The sequence below is a fragment of the Planifilum fulgidum genome (assembly GCF_900113175.1).
GTDB lineage: Bacteria > Bacillota > Bacilli > Thermoactinomycetales > DSM-44946 > Planifilum > Planifilum fulgidum.
In genome coordinates this window covers 37376-62955 of record NZ_FOOK01000003.1, presented here as the reverse complement: position 1 = coordinate 62955, position 25580 = coordinate 37376, and the positions used below count along the sequence as shown (strand labels likewise).

At 61.6% G+C, this 25580-nt stretch carries 25 protein-coding genes and 1 pseudogene; 4 read left to right on the top strand and 22 right to left on the bottom strand.

Annotated elements, in window-relative coordinates; genetic code table 11:
- Window positions 1–332: 332 nt before the first annotated feature.
- On the bottom strand, window positions 333–2954 hold the full coding sequence (locus BM063_RS02310; RefSeq protein ID WP_092035711.1) for a phosphoenolpyruvate synthase: 2622 nt from the start codon (window positions 2952–2954) through the stop codon (window positions 333–335).
- Between the two features lie 167 nt (window positions 2955–3121).
- Between BM063_RS02310 and BM063_RS02305 the strand changes: the two are divergent.
- Window positions 3122–3800 (top strand): annotated as a pseudogene (locus BM063_RS02305) (ABC transporter ATP-binding protein); the annotation flags it as partial.
- 142 nt (window positions 3801–3942) lie between these two features.
- Here the strand turns inward: BM063_RS02305 and BM063_RS02300 are convergent.
- From BM063_RS02300 to BM063_RS02215, 18 genes are all read right to left on the bottom strand, one after another.
- Complete coding sequence (locus tag BM063_RS02300) at window positions 3943–4485, bottom strand: helical membrane plugin domain-containing protein (protein WP_092035710.1); 543 nt, start codon at window positions 4483–4485, stop codon at window positions 3943–3945.
- 13 nt (window positions 4486–4498) lie between these two features.
- Window positions 4499–5638, bottom strand: a complete 1140-nt coding sequence (locus BM063_RS02295) for an NAD(P)/FAD-dependent oxidoreductase (RefSeq protein ID WP_092035709.1) — start codon at window positions 5636–5638, stop codon at window positions 4499–4501.
- Between the two features lie 30 nt (window positions 5639–5668).
- Window positions 5669–5908, bottom strand: coding sequence for a sulfurtransferase TusA family protein (locus BM063_RS02290; protein ID WP_092035708.1), 240 nt, complete (start codon window positions 5906–5908; stop codon window positions 5669–5671).
- 39 nt (window positions 5909–5947) lie between these two features.
- The gene (locus BM063_RS02285; protein WP_218154398.1) at window positions 5948–6352 is read right to left on the bottom strand and encodes a DsrE/DsrF/DrsH-like family protein; all 405 of its coding nucleotides are present in this window, start codon (window positions 6350–6352) and stop codon (window positions 5948–5950) included.
- A 338-nt stretch (window positions 6353–6690) separates the two neighbouring features.
- On the bottom strand, window positions 6691–7761 hold the full coding sequence (locus tag BM063_RS02275; RefSeq protein ID WP_092035705.1) for an aromatic ring-hydroxylating oxygenase subunit alpha: 1071 nt from the start codon (window positions 7759–7761) through the stop codon (window positions 6691–6693).
- Complete coding sequence (locus tag BM063_RS02270; RefSeq protein WP_092035704.1) at window positions 7758–8900, bottom strand: GNAT family N-acetyltransferase; 1143 nt, start codon at window positions 8898–8900, stop codon at window positions 7758–7760. Before BM063_RS02270 ends, BM063_RS02275 begins: the two co-directional genes overlap by 4 nt.
- A gap of 510 nt (window positions 8901–9410) precedes the next feature.
- A complete protein-coding gene (locus BM063_RS02265) occupies window positions 9411–9620 on the bottom strand; it encodes a hypothetical protein (protein ID WP_092035703.1) in 210 nt (69 codons plus the stop codon).
- Window positions 9621–10031: 411 nt separating this feature from the next.
- Window positions 10032–11375: a F390 synthetase-related protein gene (locus tag BM063_RS02260; protein WP_092035702.1), complete on the bottom strand. Its 1344-nt coding sequence runs from the start codon at window positions 11373–11375 to the stop codon at window positions 10032–10034.
- Entirely contained in the window at window positions 11372–12196 is an 825-nt protein-coding gene (locus BM063_RS02255) for an MBL fold metallo-hydrolase (RefSeq protein WP_177198933.1), read from the bottom strand. Before BM063_RS02255 ends, BM063_RS02260 begins: the two co-directional genes overlap by 4 nt.
- A gap of 1 nt (window position 12197) precedes the next feature.
- Entirely contained in the window at window positions 12198–13196 is a 999-nt protein-coding gene (locus tag BM063_RS02250) for an NAD-dependent epimerase/dehydratase family protein (RefSeq protein ID WP_092035700.1), read from the bottom strand.
- Window positions 13093–14337: an ATP-grasp domain-containing protein gene (locus tag BM063_RS02245; RefSeq protein ID WP_143085206.1), complete on the bottom strand. Its 1245-nt coding sequence runs from the start codon at window positions 14335–14337 to the stop codon at window positions 13093–13095. Before BM063_RS02245 ends, BM063_RS02250 begins: the two co-directional genes overlap by 104 nt.
- Window positions 14327–15316 carry a beta-ketoacyl-ACP synthase III gene (locus tag BM063_RS02240; RefSeq protein ID WP_092035698.1) on the bottom strand — a complete coding sequence of 330 codons (990 nt, stop codon included), beginning with the start codon at window positions 15314–15316 and terminating at the stop codon, window positions 14327–14329. Before BM063_RS02240 ends, BM063_RS02245 begins: the two co-directional genes overlap by 11 nt.
- A gap of 201 nt (window positions 15317–15517) precedes the next feature.
- On the bottom strand, window positions 15518–15742 hold the full coding sequence (locus tag BM063_RS17165) for a hypothetical protein (RefSeq protein ID WP_143085205.1): 225 nt from the start codon (window positions 15740–15742) through the stop codon (window positions 15518–15520).
- A gap of 4 nt (window positions 15743–15746) precedes the next feature.
- Window positions 15747–16298, bottom strand: coding sequence for a helical membrane plugin domain-containing protein (locus tag BM063_RS02235; protein WP_092035697.1), 552 nt, complete (start codon window positions 16296–16298; stop codon window positions 15747–15749).
- A 12-nt stretch (window positions 16299–16310) separates the two neighbouring features.
- A complete protein-coding gene (locus tag BM063_RS02230) occupies window positions 16311–17447 on the bottom strand; it encodes an NAD(P)/FAD-dependent oxidoreductase (RefSeq protein WP_092035696.1) in 1137 nt (378 codons plus the stop codon).
- A gap of 169 nt (window positions 17448–17616) precedes the next feature.
- The gene (locus BM063_RS02225) at window positions 17617–19269 is read right to left on the bottom strand and encodes an FAD-dependent oxidoreductase (protein ID WP_092035817.1); all 1653 of its coding nucleotides are present in this window, start codon (window positions 19267–19269) and stop codon (window positions 17617–17619) included.
- Window positions 19270–19302: 33 nt separating this feature from the next.
- A complete protein-coding gene (locus BM063_RS02220; RefSeq protein ID WP_092035695.1) occupies window positions 19303–19506 on the bottom strand; it encodes a YgaP family membrane protein in 204 nt (67 codons plus the stop codon).
- Between the two features lie 280 nt (window positions 19507–19786).
- Window positions 19787–21550: an adenine deaminase C-terminal domain-containing protein gene (locus tag BM063_RS02215; RefSeq protein ID WP_092035694.1), complete on the bottom strand. Its 1764-nt coding sequence runs from the start codon at window positions 21548–21550 to the stop codon at window positions 19787–19789.
- 180 nt (window positions 21551–21730) lie between these two features.
- On the opposite strand from BM063_RS02215, the gene BM063_RS02210 reads away from it, so the two are divergent.
- Both BM063_RS02210 and BM063_RS18130 read left to right on the top strand, forming a co-directional pair.
- Window positions 21731–21997 carry a YgaP family membrane protein gene (locus BM063_RS02210; RefSeq protein WP_092035816.1) on the top strand — a complete coding sequence of 89 codons (267 nt, stop codon included), beginning with the start codon at window positions 21731–21733 and terminating at the stop codon, window positions 21995–21997.
- Window positions 21998–22010: 13 nt separating this feature from the next.
- Window positions 22011–22136 carry an EYxxD motif small membrane protein gene (locus BM063_RS18130; protein WP_281246671.1) on the top strand — a complete coding sequence of 42 codons (126 nt, stop codon included), beginning with the start codon at window positions 22011–22013 and terminating at the stop codon, window positions 22134–22136.
- A gap of 36 nt (window positions 22137–22172) precedes the next feature.
- Here BM063_RS18130 and BM063_RS02205 read toward each other — a convergent pair whose 3' ends face one another.
- The 3 genes from BM063_RS02205 to yedE form a co-directional block, all read right to left on the bottom strand.
- On the bottom strand, window positions 22173–22844 hold the full coding sequence (locus tag BM063_RS02205; protein WP_092035693.1) for a Dph6-related ATP pyrophosphatase: 672 nt from the start codon (window positions 22842–22844) through the stop codon (window positions 22173–22175).
- Between the two features lie 52 nt (window positions 22845–22896).
- On the bottom strand, window positions 22897–23085 hold the full coding sequence (locus BM063_RS02200) for a sulfurtransferase TusA family protein (RefSeq protein WP_245751980.1): 189 nt from the start codon (window positions 23083–23085) through the stop codon (window positions 22897–22899).
- Between the two features lie 83 nt (window positions 23086–23168).
- Window positions 23169–24416 carry a selenium metabolism membrane protein YedE/FdhT gene (yedE, locus tag BM063_RS02195; protein WP_092035692.1) on the bottom strand — a complete coding sequence of 416 codons (1248 nt, stop codon included), beginning with the start codon at window positions 24414–24416 and terminating at the stop codon, window positions 23169–23171.
- 339 nt (window positions 24417–24755) lie between these two features.
- On the opposite strand from yedE, the gene BM063_RS02190 reads away from it, so the two are divergent.
- Window positions 24756–25358 carry a hypothetical protein gene (locus BM063_RS02190; RefSeq protein WP_092035691.1) on the top strand — a complete coding sequence of 201 codons (603 nt, stop codon included), beginning with the start codon at window positions 24756–24758 and terminating at the stop codon, window positions 25356–25358.
- Window positions 25359–25580: the final 222 nt, after the last annotated feature.

Below are 25580 nucleotides of genomic sequence, written 5' to 3'. Positions count from 1 at the left end.
CACTGCCCCGGACGGCGCAGGGGAACAAGACGCCGAGCCAGCGATGTAGGGCCGAGAACGCCGGCGCCCTGGATCAGCCGGGCAAGGAGGAAAAACGAAAGGGACGGCTCCAAAATCCCGGGCCGTCCCCTGAATGCAAAACCGCCGATAACCATACAGATCCGCCATCCGGGCGAAGAGCGGGATCCACTCCGCCCTCAAGACCCATCCGAACAGCTGGAAGCTTCCCAACAGGTCCACGATCTGCGGCAAAATGGCGGCCGCGGACGTCTTTCATCATCGGTTCGCCGCCGCCCCCGGCAAGATCCTCGTGAGCACCCGGGCGGGCCTGTTTATTCACCTGCGTCCTCCACAATCTCCACATATCCCCGGTTTCCGTCCACCCGGATGCGCTGTCCGTCCCGGATTTTCCGGGTGGCATCGTCCACCCCCACCACGGCGGGAATTCCGTATTCCCGCGCCACCACGGAGCCGTGGGTCATCAGCCCGCCCACTTCGGTCACCAAGGCCCTGGCCGATTGAAACAAGGGGGTCCAGCCGGGATCGGTGTGGGGGGCGACCAGGATCTCCCCTTCCGAAAGCGACGCCCGCTCCGGGCTCAGGATGACCCGGGCCTTCCCTTCCGCCACGCCGGCGGAAGCGGGCATCCCCACCAGCGCCCCCTCGGGATATTCGCCCCGGCGGGGGGTGCCGGTCACGATCTCCCCTTCACTGGTCATCACCTTGGGAGGTTTCAGGGTTTGTTGCCATTCGTGCCGCCCTTTCCGCTCCTCGATCAGCGCGGAAACATCCCGGAACGGCTCCCCTTTGGCCAGACGGATCAACTCGTCCAGGGTCAGGAAAAACGCGTCTTCGGGCCGCCCCAGCACTCCCTCGGATGCCAGCCTCTCCGCCTCGGCCAAAATCGCCTTCCTGCATTCGTCCAAAACGGCGGTGATCAAGTATTTGGGATGCTCCCGGAGCCCGCCCATCTCGCGGAACACCACCATCAACCGCTGCACCCGCCGGGCGCGGAACCCGCGCCTTCCCACCCGGTCCAGGATCCGCTCCGCCGCTTCCCGGGCTTCCCTTTCTCCCTCTTTAAACCGCAGCCGGTGCTCCCCCGGCTTTACGCTGCGCATGTGCCCCAAAATGGCGGAAACGAGCAGGGTGGGCGCCTCGCGCCAGCGGGGCCGGGTCAGGTCGATTTCCCCCGGACAGCGGTGGCCGTATTTGTCGAGAAATTCCTCAAAGGCCTCTTTGAACCGCGTCCCGCCCTCCACCTCCTGCAATCCTTCGAAAAACGTCTCATCCTCCGCCCGCGCCAGGTACGCCTCCACCTCCGGCAGTTCCCGGAGCAGGTCGGCCAGATCGCCGATCGCAAGCCCCATCTCGCTGGTGACGTTGCCGGGAAGGGATTTGTTCAGCTGATTTAGTTCGTCCACGTCCCCCAGGAGCCGCCTGAGCAGCAGGAAGGAAACCGGATAGCTGAGCACATAGGGCAGAAGTCTGGGTACCGCTTCCCTGGGCAGCCCTTGGATCTGCCGCCGGACTTCCTCCAGGCGGCGGTGGCCGCTCACCCCCTGAAGGGCCCCGCGAACCTCCTCCCTTTTTTCCCGAATGAAGCGCTCCACTTCCTCCTTCACCGCCGACGGATCGTTTGCCCAGAGGTTTCTCCACAGATTCTTCGCAATGGGAAGCACGTGCCTGCGAAAAAACCGACCGGTCCCCGGCGGCGGGGGAACGCGGTGAAATTCGGGGCGCCGGATCACCTCTTCGACGGCCCGGCCGAGGGACTCGTCAAACAGGTTCTTCAGGACCTTGGGAAACAGCTTGCGGCCCGGCCGGGTCCGGAGCACCGCCGAGGGGTTGATGAACAGGCGCCCTCCCGCTTCATACAGGAACGTCTTTGGAAAAACGCTGCGAAAGATGGAAAGGGCAAGGGGCTTCATGGCATCGGTCATCATCTGAATGTGGCCGAAGGAAATCAGGACGCCGAGGGGTTCCTGCGGCAGGTCGGCGGGCAGGGGATACAGGGACGTGATCGGACGGCTCTGCACGACATAGATCCGTCCCTTTTCCACGCAAAACTCGATATCCTGCGGCGCGCCGAAATGTTTTTCGATGCGCTTGCCCATCTCCGCCAGGCGCAGGACCTGATCGTCGGCGAGAGCCGGCCGGTTCCTTTCCTCCGGCGGCACGTCCTCGGTGACCGTTCCCCCCTCCGGCCGGGGGCGGATCCTGATTTTTTTCTCGGAAATCTCCCGCTGAAGGATGCGCCCCTCCTTCACCTTGTACAAATCCGCCGACACTTTTCCGGACACGATCGCTTCCCCCAGCCCGAAGCTGGCGTCGATGGAGACGACCCGCCGGTTTCCGGTCAGCGGATCGGCGGTGAAGAGGATGCCGGAAACCTCCGGGTTCACCATCCGCTGCACCACGACGGACAAAAACACCTGCCGGTGGTCAAAGCCGTTTTTCATCCGATACGCGATCGCGCGGTCCGTAAACAGCGAAGCCCAGCATTTTCGGATGTGCCAAAGCAGCTCTTCCCGCCCCTTCACGTTCAGATAGGTGTCCTGCTGCCCGGCGAAGGAAGCGGTGGGCAAATCCTCCGCCGTCGCGCTGGAACGGACGGCATAGGCGTGCTCTTCCCCGGCCCTCCTCCAGGCTTCCGTGATCTCCCGCTTGAGGGATGCGGGAATCTCCATCTCCAGCAGATGGGCGCGAATCCGCCCGCCCAGCGCCCGCAAACCCTCCACATCCTCCGGATCCAGGGCATCGAGTTCCTCCAGCAGCTCCTCCATTTCGGAACTGGTGGCGACGAATTCCCGGTAGGCGGAGGTGGTCACGCAAAAGCCTTCCGGGACGGGAAAGCCTGCCCTGGCCAGTTCCCCCAGGTTGGCTCCCTTTCCCCCGACTTCGGGCAGGCGGGAGCGGTCAACTTCTTCAAAAAACAGAACGCGGGGTTTCATGCAGAAATCACCCTTTTCAGAAGGATTCGGCGGATGATGAAGCGCTTTTCCGGTCGGTTGCCGAGGAGCGTCATTCCAAATCCATTGTAATACGAATCACCTCAAACAGTGAAGTGAGTACTCACTTTATTTTTTGGCGAAAGGGACGGGAATCGGGAAGCAAACCGGTCCTGCGGGAAATCGATTTCACCGTCAAGCCGGGGGAAACCGTGGCCATCGTGGGGCCGAGCGGCGGCGGCAAAACCGCCATCTTTTCGCTGATCGAGCGGTTTTTTCCCCCGACGCGGGCCAGATCCGGCTGGGTGCCGTGCCCATCGAGAAACTGGATCTGACCGCCTGGCGCCGGGCGATCAGCCACGTCTCCCAGGAGAGCCCGATCATGTCCGGGACGATCCGGGAAAACATCTGTTACGGCCTGGGCAGAGAGGCGGGAGAGGATGAAATCCGGAAGGCCGCCCTGCTGGCCAACGCCGCCGAATTCATCGAGAAACTTCCCGCGGGGTACGAAACCGAAGTGGACAAAGGGGGATAGCTGTCCGGAGGGCAGAGACAGCGAATCGCCATCGCGCGGGCCTTTCTCCGAAATCCCCGGATCCTCCTGTTGGATGAAGCCGCCTCCAATCTGGACAGCGAATCGGAGATGTACGTCCAGCAGGCGCTGAAAAACCTGATGAAGGGCCGGACCACCCTGATCATCGCCCGCCGCCTGTCCACGGTGTGGAAGCCGACCGGATCCTGGGCCTTAAGGAGGGACGGATCACCGGCAGAGGCACCCATGAGGAACTGATGACCTCCCACGATCTGTACCGGCGGCTGGCCAAGCAGCAGCTGCAACCGTCCGCATGACGGAAAAAGCCCTGCCTTGAGGCAGGGATCAGTATCGGGGCCCGAAGCCGCCCGCAAGCCGTCAGAGGAAGGCGATTTCGCCGGGCGTCTCGCCGCGCGGAGCGGGACGGAACCGCCTTCCAAGCAATATTTTCCGCAATCCTCACAGTTTCCTGGGCAAGGCCCGGGCGAAGGCGAGGAAAAAGCGGATCCCCTCGCGAACTTCCGGATCGGACAAGGCCCGGAACATGCGGAAGAGGGTCAGGGGGGCGTCGGCTTTCCGGCTTTCTTCCCGGGCCGACTCCAGGGCGGCCAAAAGGCCCGTCATCCGCTCCCGCACATCCCTTTGCCCCAGGAGATCGGCCCACTCGAGAAGCCTCACCCCTTGTTCCATCAGGTCCGCAACCATGGGGCCGGTCAAAGCCCCCTTCATGCCGGCCAACAGCTCGCCCAACTCCGCCAGGCTTTTCAGCGTGCCGCTTTCCTCCAGCCGCCGCACTTCGGCCAAAACGTTCGACAGGCTTTCGCTCGCATCGGACAGACTGCGCAGGAGGGCCAGGGTCTCCGGCTTCAGCAGTTCGTCGGCCGACTCCAGGGCGGAAGCCAATTTGGCGGCCAAATCCGCCACCATCTCCGCCGTCAGGGACTGCAGGACGGCTTCCCCCCATTCCGCCCCAGGCCCCATCCTTGTCATGGAATTGCTCATGGGCTTCGCCCCCTTACAGGATTCCGCGGACGTTGAGCCAGTAGATCTCCCCGTACGCCATCTTCATCCAGTGCAGAAGTTCGGAAGCGGCGGCGGGTTTCGGAGGGTGCTCGTAATCGAAGACAATGAAACTGGCGTCCCGCAGGCTGTTTTCCAAAAAGCAGGCCACTTTGCCGTCATAGACGGCGGTTTCGGGCAGGCCCCGCAGCCGGCTGACGAGATTGCGGATCAAGGGCTCGCTTTGGTAATGGGCGGTGGAACCGGCCTTGCTGATCGGCAGATCGGTCGCATCGCCGATCGCGTAGACATTGTCGAAACCCTTCATCTTCAGCGAATGCCGGTCGGTGGGGACGAACCCCATCCCGTCGCCGATCCCGGAATCCAGAATGACCTGGGCGCCCTTGTGAGCCGGGACGGAAATCAGCACATCGAAGGGATGCTCCTCCCCGTCCATGGTGATGACCGCCTTTCGCTCCGGATCCACCCTCTCCAGGTTGAAAAAGGTCTCATGCAGGATGCCCCGCTCCTCGAACCGGGGCAAGGCCCACTCGGCCACGGATTCTAAGGCGTGAATCCGGCCGATGGGGTAGGTGTATTTGATCTCCACCTGCTCCCGGACACCCCGCCTCCGGAAATAGTCGTCCAGCATGAGGGCGATCTCCAGGGGCGCCGCCGGACACTTGTGGGGGATGTCGACGGTGATCAGTATCCTCCCCCTTTTCATTCCGGCCAGGGTGTCCCGGAGGCGGATGGCCCCCTCCAGGGTGTAAAAGTTGTGGGCGCTTTCCCTCAGGCCGGGGACGCTGCCGAAGTCGGGGCGGGAGCCCGTGGCGATCACCAGGTAATCGTAAGGGTACTCGGCCCGATCAGACAGGACGCGATTTTGTTCCGGTTCGATTCTTTGGATCTCGTCGACGATCAGGTGGACATCCCGGCGGATCAGATCCTTTTCCTCCCGAATGAAATGCTCCGGGGCCTGTTCGTTGAAGACGATGGACAGGTATCCCGGCTGATAAATGTGCTTCTCGGTGTTGGTGATCAACAGGATTTCCACTTCCTTGGACCGGATCTGATCCGTCAGGCGTCGGGCCAGCCGGTTGGCCACCATGGTGCCGGCCGTCCCCCCGCCAAGGACCACAATCCTTCGGGGCATGAATCTCCCTCCCTCCCAGGCTTCCGCCGCTCACCTCGCCTTGCGAACGGCGATTTTCCAATGATCGCCGGCCTGTTCGCAATAGACCACTTCGTGTCCCATTTTCCTCGCCCATTCGGGAATGTCTTTGGCGGATCCGGTGTCACTGGACAGCACCTCGATCACGTCTCCCGTTTGGGCCTGTTTCATCGCTTTGATCAGTTCCATCAGCGGCCCGGGGCAAAAGGAGCCCCTGGCATCGATCGACGTTTTCACTTCCACCTCCGACATGATTTCGCCTCCCCTTCACCTCGTTTTCCCCTTGCCGCATCACATCGTGATGACTTGAGCCCCCTGCGACATCCCCAGGAAGGAGCTCACTCCGATCACGTCGTCGAAGAGATCGATCAGATCTTCCCGCTTCCACCCCATCACATCCATCGCCATGGAGCAAGCGTAGAGGCGGAGGTCGCCGTTCTCTTTTCCTTCCCGAAGGAGATCGCAAAACAAGGGAATGTTTTTGCTGAGCATTTCCGCTCCGACGGTTCCGGTCTGAAACGCTCTCTTTTCCACGTTTTCCTTCAGGAAGGCTTCCAGGGCATTCATGGTGACAAACAGGCGGACGCTCATCCCGGACATCGCCGCCACGGAGCCCACCAGCGATCCGGCGTGCAACCTCTCCAGATCCTTGGACAAAAGGATGATGGCCAGAGTTGGCGCCTGTTGCTGGTTCACGGACCATCCCCCCTGTGCTTTTTGTGCGTGTTGCGCCTCCATTATACTATTACGGGTATATGTATTTGGTGTCCATTCCTTGACGAATCGGAGAAAAATGTTCGAACCGCGATCCCGTCGGCCGGGGACATCCACGGAGCGTCCGGCGGCGTTCCAAAAAAAGCGCCTCCTCGTTTCCCCGTTCGGATTTTCGGCTCGCCCGGACATCTCCGGACGCCGCCGGTTCAATAAAAAAGCCCTTTCCCAAAGGAAAAGGGAGTCAAACTCCTGATATGCGGATTCATAAGGCGGTTTTCCCGGCAGTCCGCGACCGCATCCGGGAGAATCCGACCTTCAGATCACAGCAAAAGCTGCACTTTCCGTTCAAGGGGTTTGTCGTAGTACCGCCCCCTTGTCAGCTGTTCGATGAACGGGCGCATCAGGTCCGCTTCGGTGGACACCAACCTTCCTTCCCCGTGCCGCTCGATCCACTCCTGCTGCAGTTCGACGATGCGGAGATCCTGTTTCAGGGCCCGCTTGAAAAAGGGGGAAATGACCAGCCGCTTGATGAAATTGGGGACGATCCCCCGCTTGACGGTGATGATGGCGTACACATCCTGGACGAACTCGGAGACGGGGCGGGCCACCGCCGTGATGAGCATGCTCAACCCTTTGCTGGACCGGTATTCGATCTGGGCGATCCCCGGCATGAAAAACCGCCCGTAACTCGTCTGACGGTCCCGTTCCAGCAATTGGGAGATCAGGCCGGCCTGCTTCGATTCCCCGCTGTATTCGATCTCCACATGGTCGCGGTGGGCGGTCAGTTTGGCGCTGACCTTCTGCCGGTATGCATCGGTCCGGATGAGTCCGGCATGGACATAGTGGGTGTGGGTTCCGTCCAGCAGGTTTTCAAAGGCATTGACCAGGTTCCCCTTCACCTTCACTTTCCAGACGAAGGAGTACAGGGAGGGGTCCCGCAGGAAGGACAGATCAACGGGTTCCTTGAATCCGTCGGCAACCTCGCCTTTCTCTTTCCCTTCCGTTTCACCGGTCCCGTCAGTCTCCCCCTGCAATTGGATCCAGACGAATCCGTCCCGCACCCGGACCGGCAAAGCCGTCGCCCGGATCCGCTCTTTGCAGGCATCGTCCACCAGCCCCGGCACGCGCCGGCAGGCGCCTTCCCCGTCAAATTCCCAGCCATGATAGGGGCACACGATCGCGTCCCCCTTCACCCAGCCCTTCGACAGCGGCACCCTGCGGTGGGGACAAACGTCCCTGAGGGCGTGGATTCCCCGCTCGGTCCGAAACAGGACGACGGGTTCATCGAGCACGGTCACCCCCACCGGTTTGCGCCTCAGCTCGCTTTCCCGGCAGGCCACGAGCCAGTACCGCTTCAGCACTTCCTTCATCCGCGCGTAGTGGTTCTTCATAACCGGTACCTCCTCATGATCGGAACCCCCACCCGGTTCAGCAGGAAGCTCAAAAGCTCCCAGACAATCCTTCTCCCGGCCGGCAGATGCCGGACATAGACGGCGCTGTACTCGATGGCGGGCTTCCCGCCGCGGAGACGTTTGAAGTGGGCGGCTCCGGAGCTCAGATGAAGCAGCATGCTCCGCTCCGCCGCCTCCTGCAACACCATGGACATCAGCATCCGGTACAGGCCGGTCCGCTGCGGAAGCGCCGTATTGTAACCGACGATGGGCACCGTCATGACGCCTCCCCTGACAAAACAGCCGACAACCCCCTGCAAAACCCCCTCGCCGTCCCGAAGGCCCCGCATGCGGATCAGCTTTTGCCGGTGGGCGTTCTCGATGTACGCCGTCGTAAACTGCGGATTGATGGGCGAATACTTCTTGATGTAAAGCAGATCGTACAACTCCTTGATCCTGGGGTAATCCTCCGGCTGAATCGCCTCATGTTCGACGAGGTCATAGGGGGCGTTTTCCAACAGCTTGCGGTCCCATTTATTGTTCTTCTTCCGCAGATAATCGGGCGACCGGCCGTCAAAAAAATACACCTGCCGGCTGGGCACCAGGATGTAGCCCAGACGGCGCAGTTTCTCCATCATGTCCGCATTGGTCACACGGTTCAAGGAGCGGAAAATCAGGGCGTGACCGGGAAACTCCTCGGTCAGGCGGCGGGTCAGTTCCCGAAGCACTTCCCCTTCGATCGGTTCGTACAAATTGGTGGACAAAAGCCAATTGTTCACGTGGACGTTTTGGTCGATTCCGGCCTTTTTCAGCAGGGGGCCGATTCCCCCGATCACGGTGCCGAGGTTTTTTTTAAGGAGGCGGGACTGAAGCAGATACAGCTCCTCCTGCGCATAGCGGACATAGGTGGAGTAGGGCGAACACACGTAGGAATTTGAGTACTCCGCGTAATTGACGGTGATCGGCAGAAGATGCCTGCCCGCCTGCAAAAGTTGCACCTCGGTCTCCACATTGCGGACGTAGGCGGAGGAGCCTTCCCGGATGAGCGGCAATGCATAGGCGGTTTCCATCTTCCACTGATGTTGATGCCGCAACTGTTGCAGTTCCGGATGATCTCGACCGAATCGCTGAATCCGCATGGCTCGATATCCTCACCATCCCATTCGATGTCGGCGGTGGCCGCATCCTTGAAACCGCCGCCCCTGGACCGGCTGGCGCGGACGGTTTCAAAAAGGCCAAGTGATAGAAAGGCACCCAGGACAGGGGCTCAAACAGCACAGCCTGCGCCCGGGCAAAATCCGCCCCCCAGCGGCGCAGCCCCCAGATGCCGCGTTCAAAGGGCCTCAGGGGCATCGCGCAGCCGATCATTTTGGGCCCGCCGGCGCGGACCGTCTCCCCCGCTCCCCCGACGAAAAGGAACCCGTCAACTCCTTTGGCGACAGCAGGTGCATCCCGCCGTGGCGCGGGGATTGCGCTCCAGCACGTACAGGTTCCCCGAGGAGGTTGAAATCAAAAGCCCGATGACCGGTGAAGCGGAGTTTCCGCGCCACCTCCTCCGCAAACCGGACGAATTCCGGTTTTCCACCGGCTGAAAACAGCATCCGGAGACCCTGCCCCAGCGATAGACCGGCCGATGGCAGGCATGGGCATCATCCCGCCTCCGCCGCCAGATGATCGCTGCATTCCGCTCCCTGAACCTCCCCCCTGGCGATCCAGGGTCGCCCTCCCCGGGCCGGACATCGCAGAAACCCGAACCGGTTGCAGGCGGGGAAGCGGCCGTACACCGGCCCCAGCACACAGCGCTTTCCGGAACCTTCAAAGAGATCCATATCTTCCGGCGACGGCAGGAGAATCGTCACGGGCGCCGCGCCCCCCGCTTGTTGTGAAGGAGGCGCAGCTTTTTCAGGGCGTCGCAATAAGCCCGGCAATGGTTCCAAGGAGGAATCCAAGGCCCACAACATGGAAAATTTCCTCGCTGCCGGGCATGTAAAATCGAGGCCGCGCCGCTCGACACCCGGATCAGACCGTCGACGAACCCCCGCAAGTTCCCCCGCGGCGACGGCGGGAGAAGGGATTGGGCGATCGCCCTAAAGTTCCGGCAGGCGGGAAACCTCTCGCTGTCCCGCACAGACGTCCCATCCGGCTTCCTTGAAGCGGCGGGCCATCTTTCGGGCGGCACAGGATCCGGAGCCGGTAACCGGGACGCTTATGCCACCCGCCACCGCCTTCCTTCCCTCGCCTCGGCAGGGCTTTTTTTCCCGCCATTGCCGTCACGGCGACCAGTCCCTCTTCACCCGCCGCAGCTTTCTGTCCGCCGGCGGGTGCCGGTACGGCGCAAAACGGATCGCCGCCTCCTCGACCCCAAGCCGCCGAAACAGCTGGGCAAAGGAGGAACGGATCGCCGCCTCCAACCGCTTGCGGTCCGTTCCCCTCCGCTCCTCAAAGGCGACGGCGATCCGATCCGGCCCTTCTTGCACCACCTGATAGTGACGGATCTCATCCCCCGCCTGCCACATCGCACGCCGGATGAAATCGGGGAAGACCGGGCGGTATCGCCCGCTGCCTTCATCCTTCAGATAAAACATATCGTCGCAGCGCCCCTCCACCCGTTCGATGGCGGTCATCGCCGAGCCGCAGGGACACGGCTTGTCGGCCAGCACCAGGATGTCATTCAGCCGGTAGCGGATGATGGGCTGGGTCTTACGGCAAAAGTCCGTCACGATCGGGACGAACCGGCCGCTTTCCCGGTCGATCCACTCCCGCTCGATGTGGACGATATCCTCGTTGAGGTGGAGGGTCCCGTGGGAACACGTGGCGGCCAAAAACCCCTCCGTGCACTGGTAGATCTGGTGAACCGGCTTCCCGAACTGCCCTTCGATCTTTTGCCGGTCCCGGTCATCCAGGACGTCGGCGACGGAGATCACCTTCACCGGCGCGATGTCCAGCCGCCCCCGCTCCTTTTCCTCGCTCAAAAAGGTCAACACGGCGGGAGGCGCCACCAAAATGGTGGGCTTTTGCCGGTTCAGCCGCTCCACATGGGCGGAAAGGTCCTCCATCAGGTCATAGTAGGCGAAGGTGAGCCACCGCTGCGAAACGGTGGTGTACAGATTGCTGTTGGCCCGCAGGAAAAAGGCCACGCTCTCCCGGCCCGTGACACCCCGGGGCAACAGCTTGGCGAGCACGTTGCCGGCCCACCTCTCCCGCTCCTCCTTGCTGACCAGAAACAATCCGCGGTTGTGGGTCGTGCCCGAGGAGAGGCCGACCGTCACGCCGCCGATCTGGGGCGTGAAATCCCGCGTCTCCTCCGCCCGCCACGCGACGCGAAACGCCTCCTCCTTCCGGATGCCGGCGGTGTTCAGCTCATCGAAATGGGACATCATCGTCTCCTTGTCCATCAAGGGCAGCGTCCCGAGCCGCTCCCAAGTCAGTTCCGGGCTCTCCCATCCCTTCATCGCCTCCCGAAAGCGGCGGCGGTAAAAGGGCGAATGCTCCAGGACAAACCGGAAGTGGCGTCTGAGCAGGCGCAGCTGGCGCTCTTCCAGCTTCCGGCGGGAACGGATCGCCATCGCCCGCCGGGCCTGGATGTAAGCCAGCCCCATGCGGAACAGGTTCATCCTTTCACCCCCTCCGCCAACGCCGCCGCTTCGGGGCAATGGGAGGGAAAAATGCGCACCGACGGGTTCAACCGGTGAAACTCCGTCAGCTGAAGAAAACTGCGGCGAAACTCCCGCCGCCCTCCCATCACGGCGAAGGTGAGGGGATGGGGCTCCACTTGCCGGCGGAGCGCCTCCAGCGACCAGGTGGCATCGGCGCACAGCAGGGTGGGGCCCCGTTCCTCATCGACGAAGAAGAGGCCGTACTGCCCCGGCGCGTGCCCCGACAGGCGGACGGCGAGGAGCGAACCGTCCCCGAAGCAGTCGAACACCGGATCGAACACGCCGTAGCGTTCCCGGAAGGGGAAGCGCTCCTTGTCCTCAATAAACTGAACCCGCTTGTCAAAGTCCGGTGGGAGCAATCCGGGCACGAAACCGTTCCGCACCGCCCGCAACCCCCGCATCTCCCGGATGTGGTCATAGGCTTCCCGGGAACAGAGAATCGACGCTTCGGGAAAGTCGCGGACGCCCCCGATGTGGTCCCCGTGGAAATGGGACAGGAAGATGTGCCGAATCTCTCCCGGGGAAATCCCCAGGGCCTTCAGTTGCTCCGCCAGCGCCTCCTCCTTCCGGAATACCACCGGAACGGCCCAGCGGTAAAGCAGATAGGGAAGGCGGGAGGTCTCCCTGAAAAAATGGGCGGAATAGCCGGTGTCAAACAGGATGAGCCCCTCTTCGGGATGCCGGATCAGCGCGGCCAGCGAATAAAAAGACGCCGGGCGCAGCGGGGCGTCCCGCCGGGCCATCTTTTCGAGTTGCCGGCAGTATCCTGTGCGAAACAACTTACATTCCACCTTGATTTCGGTACCACTCGACATACCGATCCACTCCTTCGGAGACGCTGATGCGGGGTGAGTATCCCAGTTCCCGGCGCGCCCGGTCGATGTTGAGGGTCTGACTTTTCCCCAGGACGCTGACGGTATAGCGGGTGAAGGGCGGCTCCTTCATCCAGGGGAGGCATCGGGCGATCCCCTCCATCGCCCAGGCCGCATAAAAGGCCGTGCGATAGGAGACCGGCTTGATGCGCAGGGGCAGGCCCAGCTTTTCAAACAACCGGCGCAACACATCGATCAGCAGCACCGGCTCCCCGTTGGTGATGTGATATTTCCGCCCCAGACAGGATTCCGGCGCCGTCTCGCAGAGGAGCAGAGCGTCGACGGCGTTTTCGACGTATGTCAGGTCCACCCACACCTTCCCCTCGTTCATCAGGGGAATGAACCGCCGCCGGTTGGCCTCGATCAAGCGGGGAATGATGGTGGTGTCCCCCGGACCGAACAGGGCGCGGGGGCGTATGGTGATCACGGGCAGCCCGTCCCGGAATGCCCGGTCCGCCAGCTGTTCCGCCAGGAACTTGGTCTTGGCGTAATGGTTGGCGAACCGCTTCGGCAACGGGGCCTCCTCCGACACGTCCAGCCCTTCATTGTAGCGGAAGAGGAGAGACGGGGTGGACACGTGGATCAGGCGGCGCACGCGGTGTTTGAAGCACGCCTCGATCACATGTTTCGTCCCGATCACATTGCTCTCGTAAAAATCCCGGTAGCGTCCCCAGGGAGAGGAGAGGGCGCCGCAGTGAAACACCACTTCCTGCCCCGCGCAGGCCGCCATCACCGACTCCAGGTCCTGCAGCCTGCCCCGCACAAAACGGATCCCCTCCCGTTCCAGCTCCGCACCGACGGCCTCATTCCGGCCGAAAACGGTCACCTCCCGCCCCGACCGCCTCAGGCGCCGGGCCAGGGCTTGTCCGAGAAATCCCGTTCCTCCGGTGATCAGTGCCCTTGCCATCCTCTTCTCCTTCCCATTCGATATCCCAGGTGGTCAGCTTAAGCAGCGGGATCCGCCGCCGAAGGGCTGTCATGAACAGATAAAGCAGGGAAATCCCCTGTCCCAGGGAAGGCAGCAGATCCCTCCGGTCAAAGATCACATCCCGGTGTGTGGCGAGGGTTTTGAGCCACTTGCGGGGCTTTTCCTGCCTCCACCCGTACAACAGCACCGGAATTCCCAGCATCGCTTTCACGCCGAGATCGGGAAACGCACAAGCGGGGGGATTTCCCGTCATCGCCTCCACCAAAGATGCGTCCGTAAACAGGTGAATCCCGCTGGTGGCGCGGGGATTGCATTCCAGGGGATAATACTTCCCATCCTCGTCCGATCGAATGAAATCAAAGGCGATCTGTCCGGTGTAGCGGTACCGCTTCACCAGTCGTTCCGTCCATCGGTACAAAAGCGGTTCCGGTTCGTGACGAAACGTGATCGACGAACCGGTCCCCACTCTGAAAACCCTCCGGTAACAGCTGTACGCCGTCAACCGGCCCCGTTGCGCCACCGCGTAGGTGGAAAACTGGGGTCCCGGAATCCGCTCCTGAAGCACCCAGGGCCGATCGAGGGAGACGGGCGGCTCCGCCGCCGGCTCCTCCAAAAAGTGCACCTGCGTCGCAAACCGGGAATAAGCCGGCTTAAGCACGGCGGGAAAGGGAATCTCCTCCACGGCGCGCCGCCAATCCGAAAGGTCGCAAACCACCGCGGTTTTCGGAACGAGCTCCCCCGCCCGATTCAGCTCCTCGATAAAAACCCCCTTGTGGTGAAGCCGCGCCAGGGTGTCCAGGTCGTCCGCAAGCACCCGGCAAAAAGATCCCAGTTCCCGGCGGTATTTGGCGACATAGAAGGTCTCCTCGCAGGTGGGAATCAGCCAGTCCACGGCGTGCTCCCGGATCAGGGACGCAAGCCCCTCCACAAAGCCGGCCTCATCGACGGCGGGACCCGGCAGGGAAAAACAGCGATCCACGGCGTTGGAAAAGGAGAGCAACGGATATTTCATGCTCTCCGCCGAAAGCACCCGAAACCCGGCTTCCCTGAACAGCCGCGCCAGGTGGAGCGCCACCGGCGCCCGTCCGCCAGTCAAAAGAACCGTGGGTTCAGTAGACAAACACGACACCTCCGAGGGAGGCGCCCGCCGATGTCCCCAGCATCATCACGAGGGAGCCCCGGTGCAGGCGACCCTGTTGAAGGGCTTCATGCAGGGCCATCGGGAGGGAAGCCGCGATGGTGTTGCCGTGGTCCGCCAGGATGGACAGAAACTTCTCCTTCGGGATGGCCAGCTTTTTCCGCATAAGTTCCATCGCGAGCCCGCTGGCTTGGTGGGGAATCACCAGATCGACGTCCTCCATCCCGACGCCCGCCCGGTAAAGCAGCCGTTCCACAAAGGAGGGCAGATGGCGGGCGACCAGGCGGTACACCGCCGATCCGTTCATCTCGAACAAAAAATACTCCGGCGGCGGGTTGGTGCGGGGATGGTGCTTGGTGCCTCCGCCCCGGATCTGAATATACTCGGCTCCCCGGCTGTAGGTTTCCATATCCGACGCCAGGATCCGGGAAGGGCTTTCGGAATCGGTCTTCTGCACGACCGCCGCCGCCGCTCCGTCGCTGAACAGGACACAGCTTTTCTTGTGATCAGGGTTCAGTCCGACGGAGGCAATTTCGCTGGCCACGAGAAGAACGCGGCGGTACTGTCCCGCCTGGATCGCGTGGGAAATGAGATCCAGCCCCGTGATGAAACCGAGACAGGTGGAGTTGATGTCAAAGGCGGGAATCGGTCGGCTCCCCCCCGTCAGCCGCCGGTGAATCAGGGCGGCGTTGCAGGGGATCGCCTGCTCCATCGTCCCGCTGACCGATACGATGCAGTCTATGTCCCCAATCGAAAGCCCTGCCTTCTTCAGCGCCTCCTCCGCCGCCAAGGCTCCCATCTCCGACGCCGTTTCCTCCGCCACGTACCGCCGGGTCTTCACCAGGGAGTGCTCATAGCTCCAACCCCGCGGCACCCCCAGTTTCTCATCCAACTCCTCCGAGGATACGATCTTCTCCGGCAAATATTTGCCGGTGCTCACAATCTGTACGGATCTCTCCATCTCTCTCCCCCTCTATATTCCAAACTTTTCCATGAAAGACATCCCAAGGCGACGGCACTTGGCCGCGGCCTTCTCATCATCCGGCAAATAACGAAAAATGAGTTCGATTGCCCTTGGACATTCACACTCTCCACCCAACCTCAGCAATGGTGCCACAGGCGCGCGTCCCGCCGCATCCCCAATCCCTCCCTTCCGGTCATCTCATCCTTTCATGTTACTATAAACAAAAAAGTTTTTCTCTTTAAAATACAGAAAAAAGATTTCGAAAAAGCAATTGACGCCAAAACCAACCGCAATCGCTTCAAACAAAAAAAGCCCTCCTCGGGCGCCACCAGACCTTGCCCGCCCCCACTCCGCCGTCCGGAGCGAATCACCGCCCTCACAAAGGGCAGAAAAAAGCCGGGCGAGTGGCGGGCGTTGCGGCACACCGTCAGCCGCCCTTCAATCCTTTGGACAAAGCCTTGGCAAAGGAGAGCAGGAAATAGATCCCTTCCCGAACCTCCGGATCCCGCATCGTCTTCAGGAGCCGAAACAGGGAGGGGGAACCGCCGGTATCCCGCAGCTCTTCACGCGCCGACTCAACGGCCGTCAAAACTCCGTCCACAAGCTCCGGATAACCCTTCTGCACCAGGTCGTCTGCCGCTTCGATCGCCTTTCCCGCCCTCTCCGCCGCGGCCGCGGCCATCGAACCGGTCCAGGCCCATTTGATCCGGTCCAAAAGCTCCGCCATTTCGGCCAGTGTTTTCAGCACCCCGCTTTCTTCCAGCCGCTGCACCAAGTCCAGAAGGCGGCACAGGCTGTCGCTCGCCCCGGACAGCCGGCGCAGAAGGGCCTGGGTTTCGGGCTGCAGGATGTCATCGAGCAATTCCAGGGCAACGCCCCCCTTTTCGGCCAACCGTCCGGCCATCTCCGCGGTCATCGACCGAAGGGCGTCCTCCTCCCGGTCCCCCTCCCGCCCGCTTATCCGAGTGATGTCTTCCATTCCTTTTCCCCCTCACAGGATCGCGCGGACCTTCAGCCAGTACGCCGGCCCCTGCATGTCCTTGATCCACCGCAACACTTCGGAGCCAAAGGCGAATTTCGGAAAGGAGCCGTAATCGTAGGCGATAAAACCGGCTTCCCGAAGGCTGCTTCCCAAAAAGAACGTCCCTTTTCCGTCGTAGACGGAGGTTTCCGGCAAACCCTTCAACCGGCTGACCAGGTTCTGGGCCACGATCTCGCTCTGGTAATAGGCCGAACCGCCTTTCGGAATCGGCAAATTGGCCGCATCCCCGATGACGTACACCCGATCGTCGCCCTCCATTTTCAAGGTGTGGCGGTCGGTGGGAATAAATCCCCGGTCGTCACCGATCCCGGACTGCATGACGACGGGAGCGCCCCGATGGGCGGGAACGGCAATCAGCACATCGAAGGGATGCTCTTCCCCATCCGAAGTGAAGGCCCTTTGCTTAAAAGGATCCACCTTTTCCAGCCGGAAAAAGGGCTGGTGGGCGATGCCGCGCCTTTCGAATTGGGACAAGGCCCAGTCGGCCACCGGTTCCAGGAAGTGGATGCGGCCGTCGGAAAAGGCGTAGGTCAGCTGAATCCCTTCCCGGAGCCCCCGCCTTCGGAGATAGTCGTCCAGCATCAAGACGAATTCCACCGGAGCCCCCGGCCCCTTGTGGGGATGTTCCACCACGACGAGAATCCGCCCCTTTTTCATGGAAGCCAGCGCATCCCTCAACCGCAGGGCCCCTTCCAGGTTGTAAAAATGGCGGGCGCTTTCCTTCAGCCCGGGAACGCCGTCAAAATCCGGCCGGGAACCCGTGGCGATAACCAGGTAATCATATGGATACTCCGTCGTCCGGGACTGCACGCAGCTTTGGTCGGGCCGGATCCGCCGGATCTCGTCAAACACGAGCGTCACGTCCCGATGAACCAGGCTCTTTTCCTCCCGGACAATCTGTTCCGGGAACGCCTCACTGAACACGACGGACAAGAGCCCCGGCTGGTACACATGCCGCCCGGAACGGGTGATCAACAAAATTTCCAGCTCCCCGGACCGGATCAAATCCATCAGCCGCCGCGCGAGCCGGTTGGCCACCATGGTGCCGGCCGTCCCCCCGCCGAGAACAACAATCCGCTTGCCCATGAATGCTTCCCTCCCCCCTTTTTGTCCTAAATCCTCCCAATTCCATTGTACCTCGACGAATTCGCGCCATTTCCGCAGTCCATGGCAATCCGTTGACGGAAACGGGAAGAAAAAAGGACAAAAAGTCGAAGAAAAAAAGGCGCGGCATCGCCGCCGCACCCTCACGGCCTCAAGACTGCCCGCCCTTGGCATAGAAATACAGCCGATGACCCCCATCCAGGTTTATCGCCCGAAAACCGTTTTCCGTGAGGATCCGGCACGCCAAATAAGCCCGCAGGCCCACCCCGCACATCACGCAAATCGTTTTGTCCTTCGGAAGCTCCGCCAAACGCTGCCGCAGTTCATCCAGCGGGATGTGAACGGCCCCGCCGATTCCTCCCCTTGCCGCCTCTTCCGGCGTCCGCACATCGAGAAGAATGCCTCCGGAAGCGAGATGGTCATCCAGCTCGTGCCACTGAAGGGTCTCCACCAGACGATCGAGGATGTTTGACGCCACATAACCGGCGATATTGACCGGATCCTTCGCGGAGGAATAGGGCGGTGCATAGGCCAGTTCCAAGTCGGGCAGGTCCCGGACCGTGAGACCTCCCTTGATCGCCGTTGCGATCACGTCAATCCGTTTGTCGACCCCTTCTTCGCCGACGGCCTGGGCGCCGAAGATCCTGCCCGTTTTCGGATCAAATATCAGTTTCAGCGCCAGCGGCGCCGCGTTCGGATAGTAAGAAGCGTGGCTCGGCGGAAAGACGTGGACCGCTTCATGGGGAATTCCGAGCCGTCTCAGCGTTTTCTCGTTGTTGCCCGTCGTCGCGGCGGTCAGGCCCAAAAACTTCACCACGGCGGTGCCGAGGGTTCCCGCGTATTGCACGTCAAAGCCGTGAATGATGTCGGCCACCAGACGTCCCTGCCTGTTCGCCGGCCAGGCGAGGGGGACGTGGGTCGGAAAGCCGTGGATGTAGTCCTTCACTTCGACGGCATCCCCGATCGCATAGATGTCGGGATCGGAGGTCTGCAGGCGCCGATTCACCCGGATGGCGCCGCGGACGCCCAGTTCGAGGCCGGCTTCCCTGGCCAGTTCGCTTTCCGGCTCCACCCCGACCGCCAGGATGATCATGTCGGCTTCAAGGGTCTTCCCGCTCCTCAGAATCAGACGCCGGCCTCCCCGATCCAAAGCCTTCGCCCCGTCCCCCAGGTGCAGGCGGATGCCGCGCTTTCTCATATAGTCATGAACGATGGACGCCATCTCATAGTCCAGGGGCGGCAGCACCTGATCCGCCATCTCCACCAGCGACACCTTCACGCCCCGTTCGACCAGATTCTCCGCCATCTCGAGGCCGATGAAACCGCCGCCGATGATCGCGGCGGTTGCCGACTTTTCTTCCTCGACATAGGCTTTGATGCGGTCCGCATCGGGAATGGTCCGAAGCGTAAACACGGACTTCGCCCGATCCATGCCCTCGATCGGCGGCAGGATCGGCCGGGCGCCGGGGGACAAGATCAGCACATCGTAGGTTTCCTCGTATTCCTCCCCCGTGCGGAGATCTTTGGCCGTCACCGCCTTCCGGTCCCGATGAATGGCCGTCACTTCGGTCATCGGGCGAAGGTCGATCCGAAAGCGCTTCGACATCCCGGAGGCGGTTTGAAGCAAAAGCCGATTCCGGTCCCGGATGACGCCGCCGATGTAATAGGGCAGGCCGCAATTCGCAAAGGAAATGTACTCCCCTCTTTCAAACAGGACGATCCGATACCCTTCGCTCAACCGGCGCAGGCGGGCGGCAGCCGTCGCTCCGCCCGCCACTCCTCCGACAATCACGATCTTTCGCATCGGTTTCCCCATCCCCTTTTGAAAGGCGCCTCCTCATTTCCCTTTTTTCACGGGACACGTGGAAATCCCGCACAGGGAATACAAAGGACACCGGCCCGCGGCCGCCGTCAGCAGCGGGATCAGGCCGACAAGGCCCAGCCACTTGAGGTTCCCTTCCGCCCACACCAGCAAGGACAGGAGGGCCAGGCCGACAAGGATCCGAATCCAGCGATCGACGCGCCCGACGTTTTGATCCATGCGAGTTCACCTCCCGGTCTAAATAGGATACCCCCTATGCTATATTTAGGGTGCCGGATTCACCCGTGTCAATCGGTGTCACCGTTTCTCAACAGAGCTGTCACGCAAGCTTCATCAAAGTTGCCACGAAAATGACCCAAAAAAGAAAGGCCGGGAAATCGGCCGTCGCAGAAATTGGCGCATGCCAGAGCGGTTTTCCCGGGAGGGCGGCGAAAAACGCTCTAGGCTCCCGGTTTTCCTGATTTAGAAAAATCCTCGAAAGGGCTCCGCGCCCCTCGACCTACTTCAGCGGCTCCGACGGGACCAGGACCCGCCCGTCCTTGATCCTCAGCAAGCCGCGGGCGGTCAAGCGGACCTGCGGCAAATGGGTGGAGGAGAGGAACAAAAACGTGTAAATCGGGTCGTGAAAGGGGTGGCCGAAGGCCTTCAGTTCCCGGGTCAGCCGTTCCGTCAGGGAAATCAGCTCGTCCACCGGCCGCTCGCTCATCGCTCCGGCGATCGGCAGGGGAAGGTTGAAGCGCTCCTCGCCCCCCTGGATCCAGACGATCCCGCCTCCCTGTTCCAGCGCCCGGTTGGCGGCCCGGGCCATGGCGTCCGGCTTTTGCCCCAACACCAGCAGGTCGCCGGACCCGTTGTAGGTGGATGCCAGACCGTCGATTCCCCGGCCGAAGCCCCGCAGGACGCCCCGGGTGATCCAGGCGCCGCCGCGGTCCACCAGATGGGCCAGCAGGCGGTCATCCTCCGGCGAAAGCTGCACCCGCCCCCCGGCCACGGGCAGTTCCTCCTCGGCGACCCGGGTGATCACCGGGTTGAGCAGCTGGATCACCGGATACGGCTCGCCGGCTTCGAGGGGGAGAGCAAAATGATCCTCCTCGGCCCGCCAGGAGAAGGAGGTGACCAGACCTTGGTACCGGAAAAAGTCCACCCGGGGAAGGGGGATGAGCAGGCGGCCCTCCTCGGCGACGACGCGGCCCCCGGCGATCACCTGCACCGGAGTCGGCTGATCCAGGCCGGAAAGCACGTTGATGTCGGCCACCCGGCCCGGGGCGATCCCTCCCAGATGCTCATCCAGCCGGTAATAGACGGCGGGGTTGATCGTCACCATCCGGTACGCCTCCACCGGATCGCATCCCGCCTTAAGGGCCGTCTTGATCAGGTAATCGACGAAGCCGTGGCGCAGGTAAGCCGGCGTGGGGCCGTCGGTGGTCATCATCAGCCGGTGCCAAGGGACGCCGTCCTCCTTCAAAAGGCCTTCCAAAAGGGTCGGCAGGTCGGGCCGGAGGGAACTGTGGCGCAGGGTTGTCATGTAGCCGAGGCGCAGACGATCCCACACCTCTTCCGGGGATATCGGCTCGTGGTCTCCCGTCACCCCCGCCGCCGCCAGCCGGGCCAGGGTTTTGTGCGAAGCGCCCGGAGCATGCCCCTCCACCCGCTTTCCCTGCCGGCGGAGCTCTTCGATCCAGCGCACCATCCGCTCCTCCCCCGCCAGCAGGGAAGGCCAGGCGGTCAGCTCCCCTCCCTGCAGCACCCGCGGGTGGGACAGCAGATCCCGCATCCGCTCATCGGAAAACAGCTTGTCTTCGTCGGGCAGCGTGGCCTGGGAATCGAACCGGGCCCACCAGAACAGACGGACCGGCAAGCGGCTGAGCTCCTCCGCCAGGGAAAGAAATTCGCCGGTCTCCATTCGGCTGAACAGGAACAGATTGTCGCAGATCATCGCCGTCGTTCCGAGGGGCAGCACCTTTTCCGTCAGCGTGACCGGATGATACAGCTGAAATGGATGGGCGTGGGGCTCGATGTACCCCGGAACCAACACCCGCCCCGTCACGTCGATGATCCGGGTCCCATCCCCCGGCTCAATCTTCGCCTCCTTCAGGGAACCCACATAGGCAATCCGCCCCGCGGCGATGGCCACATCCGCCTCTTCCAGCCGGCCGGTATACACATTGAGAACCCGCCCTCCCGTCAACAGGAGATCCGGTTCCTCCCTTCCGGCAGACACGTCGATGATCCGGGACAAAACGCCGGAATCCTGCCACATCATTTGCTTGTTCCCTCCTCCCCTGTCGTCGGGTGATTAAACCTGCATTGCATAATGAAGCGGATCGAACAGATACTAACCCGAGAAAAAGATGTTTCCACTTCCGGAAGAAAGATTTTCTTCTGCCGCCTGCCGGAATCCGGAGCGGAAGGATCTCTCGATGCTTGCAAAGGAGGGTTTTTCATGCGAAAAAATGTCGGCACATGGGACGCCATCATGCGCATCACCATCGGGTTGGTCGGCCTCGCCTGGAGCACCGCCCGCATGGCCCGCCATCCCTACCGGGGATTCCCGGTTCTGGTGGCGATCCTTTCGGGAATGAAGGTGGCCGAGGGGATCACCCGGTTTTGCCCCATGCTCCACCTGTTGGGAACGCGAACCAACCATTCCGATCAACACGGCTCCGCGGACGAGGCGGAGAAAACCGCCGCTCCTTATGCGGAGCACTGAAGGATGGATCGCGATGGACCCGGGACCGGTTATCAGCGAAATCTTGACGGATTACGGCTTTGTCATCCTGATGGTGATCGGCGCACTGGTCGTCCTCGGCTTGGTCGCCGACCGCTTCCGCCGGCGCCAACCGCGATGAGGCCCTGAAAGGGCCTTTTTCCACATTCCCTCCCCGTCACGGACCCGTTGCAGGCAGAAGGTCGAGGTAGTAAAACCGCCCCTCCCTCAGCACCTTTTCTCCCCGGGAAAATGGGACGGCTTTCCGGAATGCGGGGCCGTCGTAACAAAAGGTGTGAAACTCCCCCTTCTCGGCGCACCAATCCACGGAGTCGGGAAGATCCTTCAGCAGGGAGAGATCGTATTCCCTGCCGCAGAAGGAAGCGTCCAGCTGCTCGGTGTCGACGCAGACGACGACGGCGCGAAATCCGTCGTCGATAAACCGCTTCGCCAGTTCCCGGACCGGAATGCCCCAGAGGGGAAAAAGCGATCCCAGGCCGACGGAGGCGTTCAGATGCTCCCGGTATTCCCGGATGTCCTCCAGATAGAGATCCCCGAAGGCGACCCGCTCAATCCCCCGCTTTTTGTACCCTGCGAGCATCTCCGCCATGCGGCTCTCGTAATCCCGGCCGTCCTCATCCAGCCAGACGATGTCGAGGGGCAGTCCGAGGGACGCCGCCTGCCGCTTCAACAGCTCAATCCGAACGCCGTGCATGGAAGTGCGCCGGTGAGGCCGGGCGGCCGTGGTGAGGAGGCGGACGACCTGCCAGTCGGGATCCTGCTTCAGCACGTGAAGGGCGTAGGTGCAATCTTTGCCGCCGCTGTACGACAAGACGACAGGTTTGGTCATAACATTCCACCTTTTTTGAAGGCACCTTCGCCCGGGCGAAGGTGCCGCCTTTTTATCCGCTTCCGGGCACCCGGATGTAAAAATAGAGATCCTGCCCTTGCTGCTCCGGTTCGCTTAGCAGCTCGTACCCGTGCTTGACCACCTCTTCGGGCACGCTGCGGAATGACTGCGGACAGTCGGCGATCACCAGCAACACTTCTCCGGCTTTCATCTGACCCAGCGCATCCAGCGCGTAAATCACCGGATAGGGTCAAGGCTCCCCGCGGATATCGAGGATATAGTCCACCAGATCCTCTTTGCGACGCTCCATCTCTCCACACCTCCTTATTGATGTTTTCCGGCCATCCTGCCAAGGGCCACCCGGGGTTTTTCCACCCTGAGTCCCTTGCCGAACCGGTAAAACTTCTCCCACCAGGAGGCGAGCAGGAACCAGCAGAGCAACATCGCCAGGGTTCCGAACAGGGCTCCCCAGGAACCCCACTCCTCCAGCAGGTTGATCGGCGCAAATCCCTTCGTCAGCACGTCGTACAGGCCCAGGTGGTCCCAGGCATAGGCCAGGAACGTCGCCCCGGCGATATTGCCCGCTCCCACCACCCAAAAGAGCACCTGCCCCTCCATGGCGCGGTACATCCAGCCCGTTTCGCAGCCGCCGGCGAGCACGATGCCCAATCCGAACAGGAGACCTCCCAGCGCCGTGCTGGGGGCGGCCACCTTGATGATCGGCGTCATCCCGGACTGGATGAGCCAGAAGGTCAGCACCACCGAGATCATCATCCCCACGGCCAGCGCCTTGGTCATCACGGCGCGCCCGCTGACCCAGAGATCCCGAAAGGCGGAGGTGAAGCAGATCTGCCCCCGCTCAATCAGGATCCCGAAGCCGGCTCCGAACAGGGCGGCCACGGCCAAAAGGGGCTTTCCCGAAAGAAAATAGTGGACGACGATGGCGGCAAACAGGATCATCACCAGCAGTCCCAGCACGGGCTGCACCTTCCGCCGCGGCGCCTTCTTCCCGGGCAGGGCGCTTTTCCCCGCCGAAACGCGCTTCAAATTGGGCTTTCCCCTCCACCAGGGGGTTTGCACCACCTTGACGCCGAGATAAGTTCCCGCCGCCGTAAACACCATGAAGATCCACGAATGGAAGGAGAACTGCGGCACTCCCGTGAAAAAGGCGGCCAGATTGCAGCCCAGCGCCATCCTCGCCCCGAAGCCCGCGATCGCTCCGCCGACGAACCCCTGCACGAGGCGGCGCTTCAACTGCGGGACGCGCAGCTTGAAATGATTGCCCAACAAAACGGTGATCAGCGCACCGAACAGCATGCCGAAGACGATCCAGCCATCGGTGCGCATCCAGGGCATTCCCTCCATCTTCACCATCTCGAAGTATGCCCATCGGGAAATGTCCACCCCCACCGCCTCCAGGAGATGTCCGCCGAAACGGGTAAACTCGCCGGTCACCGCCCAGACGGTGCCGGTCGCGCCGAAGTAGAGGGCGCTCAGCACTCCCGCCAGGCCGACAGCCAAATACGGGTTCCAATAGGTGCCGAACAGTTTATTGTAAAGGCCTTTGGGCATCCTTTCTCCCTCCCGCGAGCGAAATTACAATCAGGATTTTGTCCATCAAAAAAGAAAATCTGGTTTCATTTTAACAAATGCCCCCCGGTCCCGACAGTGGGCCCGGAGGGCCTCTGACCGTCCGGCGGTCAGGATTTTCATGAAAATCGCGGAGAGGACGGGTTTTTTCGGCATAGATGGACGGTGCCGGAAGGGTGGACGTTTGCCGCCCAAGGACCATCGACTGGTCTTAAGCGCCCGGGAGCCGGACCTTCGCGCATCGCGATGAGAAAAAAGGATTCCCATCGCGCTTGCCTTTATTGTAGATTTAAGGAAAAATTGGTTCGGGGGAGAATGCACATGTTCAAAGGATCCGTTTCAGGTCTGTTGCTCGCTTCGCTCCTGTGGATCGCCGGCTGCTCTCCGTTGCCGGAGGTCCCCTTTGACGGACGGAGGTTTCTTTACAACAACGCCGAGTACAACCTGCACCCTCAGTTGGAAATAAAAGAAGAGGCCGCCGGGAAAGCGGTCGCCGAAACGGATTCAGGGGAAGCCATTCGAACCATCAAAGGATTGCCTCAAGACCGATGGCTGGCCATTCGCAACGGCCATACCAACCGATGTTCGGTGTACACGGAAAAAAGTCTCGGCGAGATCAGCCTGGAGGAATTTGCCCCGACAAAGATGATTCTGCTTGAGTATGCCCCGGAGGAAAAGCAACGGGCCACGATTCGGGACAAGGGGAAAATTGGCCGTTTGGTCCGGGCGATGTCGGAACAGCCAACGGCGAAATTGCCGGAAAACCTTAAACCGGCAAGGGTCCAATACATTCACTTGACATCCGGCAAGTATCAGCCGGTTGTGTACGTGCTGCGCTTCGAAACGTACCCCGGCGGGAAACGCTATCTGATCGGAAAAAAGGTCGTCGAACTGGATGAAAACTTCCCGGACCTTCTTCCATGAATCGGAACGACATGTGAAAACGCGTCGCCATCTTGTAGACCTTCCAGAACCTGATCCTCCAGCGCTCGGATAGAAACACTGTTCTCAGGGACGAACGCGAGCCGGTGAAGGAGAAATGCCTCCACCCCTTGCTTCCCACGGATCAGAATCGCCCAATTACTCCTGGGCACAGTACCACCAACTGAATCGGTAAACCCTGATATAAAAATAGGGCCGGGAACC

What these genes read in the sequence shown, in the direction of transcription:
- BM063_RS02275 (WP_092035705.1), bottom strand. Translation starts at nt 7,761, where the DNA reads ATGAAGAACCACTACGCGCGGATGAAGGAAGTGCTGAAGCGGTACTGG.
- BM063_RS02295 (WP_092035709.1), bottom strand. Translation starts at nt 5,638, where the DNA reads ATGCCCCGAAGGATTGTGGTCCTTGGCGGGGGGACGGCCGGCACCATG.
- yedE (WP_092035692.1), bottom strand. Translation starts at nt 24,416, where the DNA reads ATGCCCAAAGGCCTTTACAATAAACTGTTCGGCACCTATTGGAACCCG.
- BM063_RS02205 (WP_092035693.1), bottom strand. Translation starts at nt 22,844, where the DNA reads ATGACCAAACCTGTCGTCTTGTCGTACAGCGGCGGCAAAGATTGCACC.
- BM063_RS02215 (WP_092035694.1), bottom strand. Translation starts at nt 21,550, where the DNA reads ATGATGTGGCAGGATTCCGGCGTTTTGTCCCGGATCATCGACGTGTCT.
- BM063_RS02225 (WP_092035817.1), bottom strand. Translation starts at nt 19,269, where the DNA reads ATGCGAAAGATCGTGATTGTCGGAGGAGTGGCGGGCGGAGCGACGGCT.
- BM063_RS02250 (WP_092035700.1), bottom strand. Translation starts at nt 13,196, where the DNA reads ATGGCAAGGGCACTGATCACCGGAGGAACGGGATTTCTCGGACAAGCC.
- BM063_RS02290 (WP_092035708.1), bottom strand. Translation starts at nt 5,908, where the DNA reads ATGTCGGAGGTGGAAGTGAAAACGTCGATCGATGCCAGGGGCTCCTTT.
- BM063_RS02300 (WP_092035710.1), bottom strand. Translation starts at nt 4,485, where the DNA reads ATGAGCAATTCCATGACAAGGATGGGGCCTGGGGCGGAATGGGGGGAA.
- BM063_RS02190 (WP_092035691.1), top strand. Translation starts at nt 24,756, where the DNA reads ATGTTCAAAGGATCCGTTTCAGGTCTGTTGCTCGCTTCGCTCCTGTGG.
- BM063_RS02210 (WP_092035816.1), top strand. Translation starts at nt 21,731, where the DNA reads ATGCGAAAAAATGTCGGCACATGGGACGCCATCATGCGCATCACCATC.
- BM063_RS02220 (WP_092035695.1), bottom strand. Translation starts at nt 19,506, where the DNA reads ATGGATCAAAACGTCGGGCGCGTCGATCGCTGGATTCGGATCCTTGTC.
- BM063_RS02240 (WP_092035698.1), bottom strand. Translation starts at nt 15,316, where the DNA reads ATGGAGAGATCCGTACAGATTGTGAGCACCGGCAAATATTTGCCGGAG.
- BM063_RS02230 (WP_092035696.1), bottom strand. Translation starts at nt 17,447, where the DNA reads ATGGGCAAGCGGATTGTTGTTCTCGGCGGGGGGACGGCCGGCACCATG.
- BM063_RS18130 (WP_281246671.1), top strand. Translation starts at nt 22,011, where the DNA reads ATGGACCCGGGACCGGTTATCAGCGAAATCTTGACGGATTACGGCTTT.
- BM063_RS02310 (WP_092035711.1), bottom strand. Translation starts at nt 2,954, where the DNA reads ATGAAACCCCGCGTTCTGTTTTTTGAAGAAGTTGACCGCTCCCGCCTG.
- BM063_RS02260 (WP_092035702.1), bottom strand. Translation starts at nt 11,375, where the DNA reads ATGAACCTGTTCCGCATGGGGCTGGCTTACATCCAGGCCCGGCGGGCG.
- BM063_RS02235 (WP_092035697.1), bottom strand. Translation starts at nt 16,298, where the DNA reads ATGGAAGACATCACTCGGATAAGCGGGCGGGAGGGGGACCGGGAGGAG.
- BM063_RS02270 (WP_092035704.1), bottom strand. Translation starts at nt 8,900, where the DNA reads ATGCGGATTCAGCGATTCGGTCGAGATCATCCGGAACTGCAACAGTTG.